11 protein-coding genes and 1 pseudogene are annotated in these 11,444 nt (G+C 32.5%); 10 read left to right on the top strand and 2 right to left on the bottom strand.

The genetic code is table 11. The annotated features are described in order from the left end of the window. Nucleotides 1-152 precede the first annotated feature (152 nt). The 5 genes and pseudogenes from AC0L5U_RS06625 to guaB all read left to right on the top strand — a co-directional run bounded on the left by AC0L5U_RS06625 (nucleotide 153) and on the right by guaB (nucleotide 5,141). Nucleotides 153-1,015: pseudogene (locus AC0L5U_RS06625) on the top strand (hydroxymethylglutaryl-CoA lyase). Between the two features lie 193 nt (nucleotides 1,016-1,208). Continuing rightward, nucleotides 1,209-2,387: a porin gene (locus AC0L5U_RS06620; RefSeq protein WP_473415390.1), complete on the top strand. Its 1,179-nt coding sequence runs from the start codon at nucleotides 1,209-1,211 to the stop codon at nucleotides 2,385-2,387. A gap of 224 nt (nucleotides 2,388-2,611) precedes the next feature. After that, nucleotides 2,612-3,103 carry an FMN-binding protein gene (locus AC0L5U_RS06615; protein ID WP_473415388.1) on the top strand — a complete coding sequence of 164 codons (492 nt, stop codon included), beginning with the start codon at nucleotides 2,612-2,614 and terminating at the stop codon, nucleotides 3,101-3,103. Continuing rightward, on the top strand, nucleotides 3,094-3,588 hold the full coding sequence (locus AC0L5U_RS06610) for a hypothetical protein (RefSeq protein ID WP_473415385.1): 495 nt from the start codon (nucleotides 3,094-3,096) through the stop codon (nucleotides 3,586-3,588). Before AC0L5U_RS06615 ends, AC0L5U_RS06610 begins: the two co-directional genes overlap by 10 nt. An 80-nt stretch (nucleotides 3,589-3,668) precedes the next feature. After that, entirely contained in the window at nucleotides 3,669-5,141 is a 1,473-nt protein-coding gene (gene guaB, locus AC0L5U_RS06605) for an IMP dehydrogenase (RefSeq protein ID WP_473415384.1), read from the top strand. Nucleotides 5,142-5,147: 6 nt separating this feature from the next. Here guaB and AC0L5U_RS06600 read toward each other — a convergent pair whose 3' ends face one another. Then, a complete protein-coding gene (locus AC0L5U_RS06600) occupies nucleotides 5,148-5,654 on the bottom strand; it encodes a hypothetical protein (protein WP_473415383.1) in 507 nt (168 codons plus the stop codon). A gap of 92 nt (nucleotides 5,655-5,746) precedes the next feature. Continuing rightward, on the bottom strand, nucleotides 5,747-5,983 hold the full coding sequence (locus tag AC0L5U_RS06595; protein WP_473415382.1) for a hypothetical protein: 237 nt from the start codon (nucleotides 5,981-5,983) through the stop codon (nucleotides 5,747-5,749). A gap of 150 nt (nucleotides 5,984-6,133) precedes the next feature. Here AC0L5U_RS06595 and AC0L5U_RS06590 point away from each other — a divergent pair, with 150 nt between their 5' ends. The 5 genes from AC0L5U_RS06590 to AC0L5U_RS06570 all read left to right on the top strand — a co-directional run bounded on the left by AC0L5U_RS06590 (nucleotide 6,134) and on the right by AC0L5U_RS06570 (nucleotide 11,314). Continuing rightward, entirely contained in the window at nucleotides 6,134-8,140 is a 2,007-nt protein-coding gene (locus AC0L5U_RS06590) for a peptidylprolyl isomerase (protein ID WP_473415381.1), read from the top strand. Next, nucleotides 8,118-8,438 carry a hypothetical protein gene (locus tag AC0L5U_RS06585; RefSeq protein ID WP_473415379.1) on the top strand — a complete coding sequence of 107 codons (321 nt, stop codon included), beginning with the start codon at nucleotides 8,118-8,120 and terminating at the stop codon, nucleotides 8,436-8,438. Before AC0L5U_RS06590 ends, AC0L5U_RS06585 begins: the two co-directional genes overlap by 23 nt. A gap of 325 nt (nucleotides 8,439-8,763) precedes the next feature. Then, nucleotides 8,764-8,937 carry a hypothetical protein gene (locus AC0L5U_RS06580; RefSeq protein WP_473415376.1) on the top strand — a complete coding sequence of 58 codons (174 nt, stop codon included), beginning with the start codon at nucleotides 8,764-8,766 and terminating at the stop codon, nucleotides 8,935-8,937. Continuing rightward, on the top strand, nucleotides 8,900-10,357 hold the full coding sequence (locus AC0L5U_RS06575) for a peptidylprolyl isomerase (RefSeq protein ID WP_473415372.1): 1,458 nt from the start codon (nucleotides 8,900-8,902) through the stop codon (nucleotides 10,355-10,357). The genes AC0L5U_RS06580 and AC0L5U_RS06575 overlap by 38 nt, the downstream gene beginning before the upstream one ends. A gap of 3 nt (nucleotides 10,358-10,360) precedes the next feature. After that, complete coding sequence (locus AC0L5U_RS06570; RefSeq protein WP_473415371.1) at nucleotides 10,361-11,314, top strand: AAA family ATPase; 954 nt, start codon at nucleotides 10,361-10,363, stop codon at nucleotides 11,312-11,314. Nucleotides 11,315-11,444: the final 130 nt, after the last annotated feature.

The following is an 11,444-nucleotide window of genomic DNA, read 5'->3' as shown; positions in this document are numbered from 1 at the left end:
GTGTTTTTTTGACTTAGATTTGGTTTAAATAGTTGTTTGATAAGTCAGTTAAGATATTAGATTTATATGCTTTATTGCTTTGATTAGTACTTTTAATTTAGGCTTGAATTCTAAAAAATAATAGTACTTTTATCCACCTTTAATTTTAAAACATGTCAAATCCCGTAAAAATTATTGAATGTCCGCGAGATGCAATGCAAGGTATAAAGCAATTTATCCCTACAGAGCAAAAAGTACAGTACATACAATCTTTATTGAGGGTGGGCTTTGATACTATTGATTTTGGGAGTTTTGTTTCTCCAAAAGCCATTCCGCAAATGGTAGATACTGCCGAAGTTTTAAAACAATTGGATTTGAGTAAAACAACGAGCAAGCTTTTAGCAATTATAGCGAACACTAGAGGCGCAAATGATGCTAGCAAACATGCCGCAATTGATTATTTGGGCTATCCGTTTTCAATATCAGAAAACTTCCAGATGAGGAATACCCATAAAACTATTGCAGAGTCTCTTGTTACGCTTTCTGAAATTATTCAAATAGCAGATAAATCTAACAAGCAATTAGTTGTTTATATCTCTATGGGCTTTGGTAACCCATATGGAGATCCATGGAATGTAGATATAGTAGGAGAGTGGACTGAAAACTCGCCAATATGGGAGTGAATATCTTATCTTTAAGTGATACCGTTGGAACTTCAGATCCTGAAAGTATAGACTATTTATTTTCAAATTTAATTCCTTTATACTCAAATATAGAATTTGGTGCGCATCTTCATACCACTCCCAGTAGTTGGTTTGAAAAAGTTGATGCAGCATATAAGGCAGGTTGTCATCGCTTTGACGGTGCCATTCAAGGTTTTGGTGGATGCCCAATGGCTAAAGACGAATTAACAGGAAATATGCCTACCGAAAAACTACTGTCTTATTTTACTTCTCAACACAAAAACAACTTAAATGCGCTAAGTTTTGAAAGTGCTTATAATGAGGCTTCAAAAATTTTTAAGCACTTTTATTAATATTGAAATGTTAAATTTCGAGTTTCATTTAAATATAAATATTTGAAATTCAATTTGTTATTTGTTTTTCAAAATCTTTATTTAAATTTAATCTAAATAAACTTTGCGTGAGTGAGAATGAGTTTTATATTTGCAACTTCAAATCAAGTATTATTTATAACAAGTCTAAATAAAAACAACAAATCAAACAATAATGAAAAGATTAACCTTACTTTTTTCAATCTTAACAATTGCATTTGCTAGTGCGCAAACACCTCAAGATTCAATAACCTTTGATCCACAAAAACAATTAAATGCAGCACAACGTTTGCTGTCTGGAAACTATGGTAAAGCAGTTACTGTAGGTGCCTATGGAGAAACAACCTATAACCAGCCAGAAAGTAAAAATGGAGAATTAGATATTCAACGTTTAGTATTACTTTTTGGATATAAATTCAATGATAAAACACAGTTTGTAACAGAACTAGAATTAGAGCATACAGTAGAAATATTTGTAGAGCAAGCTTTCGTTAATTATGTAGTAGCTCCTAATGTAAGTTTACGAGGTGGTTTAATGCTAGTACCTATGGGTATTATTAATGAGTTTCACGAACCAACAACCTTTAATGGAGTGGAACGACCAGCATTAGATAATGCCATTGTACCAACCACATGGCGAGAAATTGGTATTGGTGTAACAGGAAGATTCAACGAAATCTCTTTAGGCTATCAAGCTTATATATTTAATGGTTTTAAATCCACTATTGCTGATGGAGAAGGAGGCATAAGCGGATTTCTAAAAGGCTCAAATGGATTACGAGGCGGACGTCAAAAAGCCATAAAATCTACTGTTGATAGCCCTACATTATCCACGAAATTTGATTATTACGGCATCCCAGGTTTACGTTTAGGATTAGCTGGATATTTTGGAAAAACTCAAGCTGCTGATGACATTGAAGAAGTAGATGGTGCAAATATTGGCATCTCAATGATAGGTTTGGATGCGCGTTATGCATACCAACGTTTCACAGCCCGCGGACAGTTTATCCATGCCAGTTTAAACGATACCGAAGCGTACAATAATCTAACAGGTCGTGATTTAGGGAGCGCACTTCAGGGTTGGTATATAGAGGGTGCTTACAACTTATTACCTCAAGTAAAGCAACAACGTTTGTTTGCATTTTTAAGATACGAGCAGTTCGATACTCATGAAAAAACAGATGGTGGTTTAGCACAAAACGATGCATACAACCGTACCGATATCACAACAGGCTTAAGTTATCATATCGCACCAGGCGTAGTGCTTAAAGGTGATTACCAATTTAGAGATAACGCGGTCTCTGGTGGTAATGTTGATAATAGGCTAAATTTCGGAATAGGTGTTTGGTTCTAAAATAATTATAGAGTTACCGCAAGGATTGGGCTTTCAGCAGGTCCTCTCTGCGAGGAGCTTCAACAAATGCCTCAATCCCAAACGCATTAACTAGCTAAAGGCAGTTATTAAATATAAATTTGATGATTGCCTTTTGGTAATTTTATTGTAAAAACAATAAAAAACAATACTTTTGCAACATGAATTTTAAACACGTTTTAATAATATTTTTAGCATTTCTCCTTATGTCTTTTGGTTTGCCAAAAAACATACAGAAACGCGTTAATAAAGAAATAGCAAAAACTTACGATATAGAAATTTTTGATTTTTCAGAAGTCATTTTAAAATCAGAATTCACAAAAGACCTACCTTCTAAATTCCAAAAAGATAACTTTTTCAAAATAGAATCTAAAAAAGAACTTATTGGTTATGCTTATATATCAAAAGCACCAAGTAAAACAGCACAGTTTGATTATTTAGTGCTTTTAGATAAAGACTTAGTTGTCAAGAAATCTAAAATATTAATGTATCGCGAAGAATACGGAGGGGAAATTGGTAGCACACGCTGGTTAAAGCAATTTATCGATAAAAAAGGTGGCGATGAGTTAAAGTATGGGGATAATATAGATGCTATTGCAGGAGCCACAATTTCAGTTCGTTCAATGACTAATGCCATGAACGATTTATTAAAATCTTTAAAAATACTTAAAAGCAAAACGCTCTGTAAATGCAGCTAAACGGATTAATATTTACGCTTCCCAAAGAGATTAAAATATTAATCGGTGCATTTGTTATTGTATTAAGTATAGGGTTTTACACAGGATTACTTTTTGTAGGAGAAACATCTTCAGCAAACCCAAACGGCATAGAAGAGCATTATTTAGGAAATGAAGACGACGAAAATGCCGAAATTATGCGCTTTAAAAAAAGTGATCGGGAAATGCTCACACTTGTGCACAATCATATTTTATCAATGTCTATCATTTTCTTTTTGGTAGGTTTATTAGTTTCAATAACCAAATTAAGCAGAAAACTTAAACTATTTTTAATTCTAGAACCATTTATTTCTGTCATACTTACTTTCGGAGGGTTATATTTATTATGGACAGGGATACTTTGGACAAAGTATATTGTGATGTTTTCTGGTATTTTAATGACACTTACCTTTACAGTTTCTATATTTATTATATTAAAACAACTCTTCCACAAACCAATACGTTAAATTTTTGTAAAGCTATTTATTACAATAATTAATTCGTTTATATATCGTATATTTGCACGCAATTATAATTGTAATTGCAAATGACTGCACACGAAAACAAAATAGTTGGAGAAGGATTAACCTACGACGACGTTCTATTAGTTCCAGCCTTTTCTGAAGTACTTCCAAGAGAAGTAAATATTCAAACAAAATTTACACGAAATATTACCATAAACGTTCCTGTTATATCAGCAGCTATGGATACAGTAACTGAAAGTAAAATGGCAATAGCCATGGCGCAAGAAGGAGGTATTGGTGTGTTGCATAAAAACATGTCTATAGAGGCGCAAGCGCAAAAAGTAAAAAAAGTAAAACGTGCAGAAAGCGGGATGATTATTGACCCTGTTACGTTACCACTTACTGCTAAAGTAAAACATGCTAAAAAGTACATGGCTGAATATAGTATTGGAGGTATTCCAATAGTAGATGAAGAAGGCACTTTAAAAGGTATTGTTACCAATAGAGACTTACGTTTTGAGCATGATAACAAGCGACCAATTACTGAGGTAATGACAAGCGAAAACTTAGTTACAGCAGCAGTAGGCACGTCTTTACAAGATGCTGAAGCTATTCTTCAAGAATATAAAATTGAAAAATTATTAATTGTTGATGATAATTATAAATTATCAGGTTTAATTACGTTTAGAGATATAACGAAATTAAGCCAAAAACCAAATGCCAATAAAGACCAATACGGACGTTTAAGAGTTGCAGCAGCAATTGGTGTTACAGGGGATGCAGTAGATAGAGCAGAAGCCCTGGTTAATGCAGGAGTTGACGCTGTTGTTATAGATACAGCTCATGGACATACAAAAGGTGTAGTTGCAGTTTTGAAAGAAATAAAATCAAAATTCCCAAAATTAGATGTCATTGTTGGAAACATAGCAACAGGCGCAGCTGCAAAATATTTAGTAGAAGCTGGAGCTGATGCTGTAAAAGTAGGTATTGGACCAGGCTCTATATGTACAACTCGTGTTGTTGCAGGTGTTGGGTTTCCACAATTTTCGGCAGTACTGGAAGTTGCTGCAGCCATTAAAGGAACAGGTGTTCCTGTAATTGCTGATGGAGGTATTCGTTATACTGGAGATATTCCTAAAGCGATTGCAGCTGGTGCAGATACCGTTATGTTAGGATCGCTTTTAGCTGGAACAAAAGAATCTCCAGGCGAAACTATTATTTACGAAGGAAGAAAATTTAAATCCTATCGTGGTATGGGGTCTGTTGAAGCTATGAAAGAAGGTAGTAAAGACCGTTATTTCCAAGATGTTGAAGACGATATTAAAAAATTAGTACCAGAAGGTATTGTTGGACGTGTACCGTACAAAGGCGATTTATACGAAAGTATTCATCAGTTTATTGGTGGTTTAAGAGCAGGAATGGGATACTGTGGCGCAAAAGATATCGAAACTTTAAAGGAAACCGGACAGTTTGTAAAGATTACGGCTAGTGGAATTAATGAAAGTCATCCACATGATGTAACTATTACTAAAGAGTCTCCTAATTATTCTAGGTAGTTTTTTTTAATTTTCTATAATAATTGTTTCATCATAGGTTTTCATGTTTAAAAGATCGACAGTTCCGCAATTAGGTTTATGATATTTAGTTGCATTTGGTATTCCATGTTTGTCTTTCTCCCAATTAGTGTTGAATTTATACTTAAATGTATCTAATCGATTTTCGACAATTCTTGTTTTATCGTTGACCATTTCCCATTCGTATTTTCCATTATTCCAACAAATACCAATTTCATCTCCCAATTTGGGTGTTCCACTTATATCCAATTTTATATAGTGAGACTTTGGTGGGTATTTATGATTTCCGTTAATGATATATCTTGTATGTCCGTTGGTAATTATAGTTAGACATTGTTTTTTGTCGGAAGAGTATATTCTAAAATTTGTTCGATTAGGGGTTGGTGGTAAAGCTATAATCCAAAACGTGCCTATCGCGAATAGTAATAGTAAAAACGCACTAAATCCTCCAACTATTAAACAACCGAAAAAGGAACCAATACTTTCTTTTGACATAAATTGGTTAATGTGTTACAATGGTTCGCGGATATCCGTCATTAGACGAATATAGCAGAAATTTTTTACAAATTCAAGTTTGTAAAAACAGATTATTCAGAATAAACCTGCCCACGATGTGGCCTCAATGCATTTCTTACTGGTTTCATTTCTGCTTCATTTACAACCATAAATGCAATAGTATGCATATCAGTTACAGTTTCAACACCAGTAATAAGCAACTCCAATTGTTCAGCTTTAATGAAGTCTTTTAAATGGATTTCATGGTGTTCTGCAATTTTCAAGGCATCAGGACCTCGAAAATCCCAAATTAATTTTAGTTTTCGCATAGTGTTTTCGTTTAAACTGAAAGCTTCAAATTTACATTTAAATCAGTATAAAAATTAAAATAAATAACCTTTATTTACGTTTGTGAATTCAACTTGTTTTACACAGATATATTAGTATTTTTGTATCCGTTGATTAATAATGTCCTATCTATGAAATTAAAGAATTTCCTCCTAGTATCCTTATTACTTTTTATCACATCAGGAATTGCGCAAACGCTAGAAAAAGATGTGCTCTTTTCAGTTGATGGTACCCCGGTATATACCTCAGAATTTTTAAGGGTTTACAACAAAAACCTCAATTTAGTTCAAGATGAAACTCAAAAGGATGTAGATGAATATTTAAAACTATTTACCAACTATAAATTAAAACTAAAGGAAGCTAAAGCACAAGGACTTCATGAAAAGCCTACTTATAAGCGAGAACTAGAAACTTATAAAAAACAGTTGGCTGCGAATTACATGACCGATACTACCATAAGTGAAGATTTAGTTAAAGAAGCTTATGAGCATATATTACATGAGGTAAAAGCTACCCATATTTTAGTAAAGATTTCTGAGAATGCTAATCCGCAAGATACTTTAGTGGCTTATAATAGAATTAAAAAACTGAGAACACGAGCATTAAGCGAAGGTTTTGATAAAGTTAGGAAAGAAGTGCATAACGGAAAAACTCTTTTTGGTGAAGAATTAGGTTGGTTTTCTGGATTTAGAATGGTTTATAAATTCGAAAAAGTAGCTTTTAATACATCTGTAGGTGAAGTTTCGAAACCTTTTAGAACCCGTTTTGGGTATCATATTATAAATGTTTTGGACAAACGTAAATCTAGAGGAGAGCGTACCGTAAAACATATCATGGTGGTTGATAAAAAGAATGACACTATTAATTCTGCTGAAAAAAGAATAAAAGACATTTATAAAAAAATCCAACAAGGAGAGGAGTTTGAGGTATTGGCTAAAGAGTTTTCAGATGATAAAAACTCAGCTCCCAAAGGAGGCCTGTTAAATGCATTTTCAAGTGGGCAATTAAGCGCACCAGAATTTGAAGAAGCTGCTTTTGCTTTACAAGAAAAGGGAAGTGTTTCTGAACCTGTAAAAAGTAAATTTGGCTGGCATATTATAAAATTAGAAAAAGCCGATCCTATTGGAAAATTTGATGAATTGAAGCCAGAGTTGGAAGGGAAAGTAAAACGAGATTCTCGATCTCAATTAATTGAGGAAGCATTAATTAGCAAATTAAAAGCTAAATATAACATAAGTGATGAATTTCTAGATTCAGACTATTTTGGTTCAATTTTAAATGAAGATTTTTACAAACGTACTTGGAAACTGCCTAAAGATTTTAAGGCTAATAAAAAATTACTAAAAATAGGCAACAAACAATTAGATTATTTAGATTTTGGTAATTTTCTGCTAAAACAACAAAAAAGTAATCGTGGTAGACAAGCTTTTAGTGAAATAATAAAAAGCTCGTACAAAACGTTTTTAAATTCGAACTTAAAGCAACATCAAGAAGAAAACCTAGAAAATGAAAACGAAGATTTTGCACATATTTTAGGAGAATATAGAGACGGTTTGTTGTTGTTTGATTTAATGGAATCTACAATTTGGCAAGCAGCTAAAACAGATTCTTTAGAAATTGAAACTTATTATGAAAACAATACGACTAAGTATTTCTGGCCAGAAAGAGTCAATGCAGAAGTTGCATCTTCAACCAATAAAAAAGTGATTAAAAAAGTAGCGAAATTAATGCACAAGAACATGAAATCTGAAGATATTGAAGCACTTGTAAATACCAATGGTGAAGTAAATGTTATTTTTACGGTTGATACCATGGATGCAAAACATCAAGCGTTACCAAAATCGTTTGATTTTAAGAATGGTATTTCCAAAGTTTACAAGCATAATAATGGATTTGTGGTAGCAAAAGTGCAAAACGTATTGCCAAAAAAACAAAAAACGTTTGAAGAGGTTAAAGGTCTTGTAATGAGCGATTATCAAACACATAAAGAAAATTTGTGGCTTGAAGAATTAAAAAACAAATACAAAGTGGTATTGAATCAAGACGCTTTAAAAGCAGTTAAGGCAGAAATTAAAAATAATTGTGCGACTAAAAACCCTCATTTTATTAAGTACATTGTGTCTACTTTCATCTTGTGATATATTTAAAAAGACAGATGAAAGAAAGCCAATAGCCAGAGTAAACAATTCTTACTTGTATTATGATGATTTACAAGGAGTGATTTCAGAGGGAATTACTAAAGAAGATAGTATTCTGATAGTTCAAAACTTTATCAATAAATGGGCAACACAACAATTATTGGTAGACGGAGCTTTACTTAATTTAAATGAAGACAAACAAGAAGCGTTCAACAAATTAGTAGAGCAGTACAAAAGTGATTTATACAGCAAGGCCTATTTGGAAGCTTTGGTTAAAAAAATATTGAGACATCGTTAACAAATACAGAAGCAGAAGGGTATTATAATGAAAATAAAGATGCCTTTAAATTGAATGAGGAACTCATAAAGTTTCGATACATTCATGTAGATGAAGATATCATAGACTTTAAAAATATAAAAGAAAAATTAAAAAGGTTTACCAACGAAGACAAAAGGCAATTAGACTCTATTGCCATACAGTTTAAATCATACTCATTAAATGACTCTATTTGGGTAAAAATGAGTCAAGTACTTACTAAAATACCAGGCGTAAATTCTGAAAACAAAAAACAACTGTTAAAAAATCTAATTTTGTACAACTCAAAGATTCATTAGGAGTATATTTGATGCAAATTAATGATGTTTTATTGCGTAATGATACGGCACCGTTGGAATATGTAAAACCAACCATAAACCAAATTGTTATTAATAAAAGAAAGCTAGAGCTCATTAAAAAATTAGAAAAAGATATTGCAAAAGATGCTATTAAAAACAAAGAATTTGAGATATACAATTAGTGCAAAATTAGTATTGATGTTCATGTTTGTAGGGATATTTAATTTACAAGCACAAGAAATTATTCAAGAGGAAAAAGAACAAGAAGTCCCAGAAGAAGTAAAGAAAATAGATTCTACAAATACTTTTAAAAAAGTAAAAATAGATGGTGTTGCTGGTGTTGTTGGGGATTACATTGTGTTAAACTCTGATATTGATAAGGAATATTTACAACTTCAAGCAAGCGGTGTTGATACAAAAGATATTACCCGCTGTCAGATTTTCGGAAAATTATTGGAAAATAAACTTTACGCTCATCATGCGGTTCAAGATAGTATTTTGGTTGCAGATGCTGAAGTAAGAAGAAATGTAGATTACCAAATCCAACAGTTTTTACAACAAGTAAAAGGAGATATGAATCGTCTTTTGGCGTTATATAACAAGGATAGTGAAGAGAGCTTAAGAGAAGAAATGTTTGAGGCTAATAAAAGTATGATGCTATCTCAAAGAATGCAAGCTCAAGTTATTGAAGAAGTAGAGATTACTCCAGAGGAAGTAAGACAATTTTTTAATAAGATACCGGAGGACGAAAGACCAACATTTGGAACAGAGTTAAAAGTAGCTCAAATTGTTGTAGAGCCTAAAATTTCTGATGAAGAAAAACAAAAAGTAATTCATAAGTTAAAAGGTTTTAAAAGAGATGTTGAAGAAAATGGCGCAAGTTTTAGATCTAAAGTTATATTATATGGTCAAGACCCAGGAATAAAACAATCAGGATATAAATATACTCTAAACAGAAAAAAACCAAGAATGGTTAAAGAGTTTAGAGAGGCTGCTTTTTCATTACAAGAAGGTGAAGTATCAGAGCCTTTTGAAACCGATTTTGGATTTCACATTGTGTATTGTGAAAAAATAAGAGGTCAGGAGTATGATGTAAGTCATGTACTGCTAATCCCAGAAGTTTCTACTGATGCAGTTGTTGAAGCTAAAGAAAAGATTGAAAAAGTAAGAGAAAAAATAGTTGCTGGAGAAATTACATTTGCAGATGCCGCTAAAGAAATTAGCGATGAAAAAGAAACTAAATTTGATGGAGGGCAATTAATAAACCCAGAAACTCAGGATTATAATTTTGAATTGACTAGAATGGATCCAGAACTATATTCTCAAATTCAAGATTTAAAAGATGGAGAAGTGAGTTTAGTCCTTTCAGAAAGAGATAGAAATAATAAATTAAAGTTTAAATTATTGACTGTTTCTGATAGAATAGAAGATCACGAGGCTGATTATGCTAGGGATTTTCTCAAAATTAAGGAGCAAGCATTAAACGAAAAGAAAATAAAAGCTATTGAAAAATGGCAAGCTGAAAAAATTAACGATACTTACATAAAAATCTCTGGAGGCTTGAGAGATTGTGAATTTTCTAGTAATTGGTTAAAAAAATAAAGTATGTCTGATGTTGCTGCAATAGAAGAGTTTGTAAAGAAATTTAAAGATTTAAAACAGGAAATTGCTAAGGTAATTGTTGGTCAAGACGTTGTTGTAAATCAAATTCTAATTTCTATATTTTCTGGTGGACATTCATTATTAATAGGTGTACCTGGGTTAGCAAAAACCCTGATGGTTAATACTATTGCTCAAGCTTTAGGAATAGATTTTAAACGTATTCAGTTTACACCAGATTTAATGCCTAGTGATATTTTAGGTAGTGAAATTTTGGACGAAGACCGTCACTTTAAATTTGTAAAAGGTCCAATTTTCGCTAACATTATTTTGGCTGACGAAATAAATAGAACACCTCCAAAAACTCAAGCAGCTTTATTAGAAGCCATGCAAGAACGAGCGGTTACGGTTGCAGGACATCATTATAAGTTAGATTTACCATATTTTGTTTTAGCAACACAAAACCCAATTGAGCAAGAAGGAACATATCCGTTACCAGAAGCACAATTAGACCGTTTTATGTTTGCCATCAATTTAGAATACCCTTCTTTTGAAGAAGAAGTACAAGTTGTAAAATCTACAACTAACGATGTACAGGTTAAAGTTAATGCGCTTTTTACAGATCAAGAAATTTTAAATTTCCAACATGTTATTAGACGAATTCCTGTTGCAGACAATGTCATTGAGTATGCAGTAGGGATGGTTGCCAAAACAAGGCCAAACGGAGATGCAGTTCCTGAATTAGTAAAACAATATATTGATTGGGGAGCAGGGCCAAGGGCATCTCAAAATTTAATTTTAGCAGCAAAAACACATGCAGCTGTAAATGGTAAGTTTTCTCCTGACATAGAAGATGTTCAAGCGGTAGCGATAAGTATTTTGAGACACAGAATTATCAAAAACTATAAAGCTGAAGCTGAAGGAGTTTCTGAAATCAAAATCATAAAAAGCTTATTCTAAAATGAGTTTAAAGCCATTTATTATTCCTATAATTTGTTTTTTAATAGGTATGGCTTTTACTAGTATTGGGGCATTATTCAAAATTATACATTTCGAAATAGGAAGTTTAACTGGGAATGGGTTACTATCT

This window comes from Jejuia sp. G7-7 (assembly GCF_055808955.1).
This window is presented reverse-complemented; position numbering and strand designations above follow the sequence as displayed.

Excerpts from the sequence above, each read along its gene's own strand:
- AC0L5U_RS06575 (WP_473415372.1), top strand. The coding sequence starts at position 8,900 with ATGCTATTAAAAACAAAGAATTTGAGATATACAATTAGTGCAAAATTA.
- AC0L5U_RS06595 (WP_473415382.1), bottom strand. The coding sequence starts at position 5,983 with ATGCGAAAACTAAAATTAATTTGGGATTTTCGAGGTCCTGATGCCTTG.
- AC0L5U_RS06590 (WP_473415381.1), top strand. The coding sequence starts at position 6,134 with ATGAAATTAAAGAATTTCCTCCTAGTATCCTTATTACTTTTTATCACA.
- AC0L5U_RS06620 (WP_473415390.1), top strand. The coding sequence starts at position 1,209 with ATGAAAAGATTAACCTTACTTTTTTCAATCTTAACAATTGCATTTGCT.
- guaB (WP_473415384.1), top strand. The coding sequence starts at position 3,669 with ATGACTGCACACGAAAACAAAATAGTTGGAGAAGGATTAACCTACGAC.
- AC0L5U_RS06615 (WP_473415388.1), top strand. The coding sequence starts at position 2,612 with ATGTCTTTTGGTTTGCCAAAAAACATACAGAAACGCGTTAATAAAGAA.
- AC0L5U_RS06600 (WP_473415383.1), bottom strand. The coding sequence starts at position 5,654 with ATGTCAAAAGAAAGTATTGGTTCCTTTTTCGGTTGTTTAATAGTTGGA.
- AC0L5U_RS06610 (WP_473415385.1), top strand. The coding sequence starts at position 3,094 with ATGCAGCTAAACGGATTAATATTTACGCTTCCCAAAGAGATTAAAATA.
- AC0L5U_RS06570 (WP_473415371.1), top strand. The coding sequence starts at position 10,361 with ATGTCTGATGTTGCTGCAATAGAAGAGTTTGTAAAGAAATTTAAAGAT.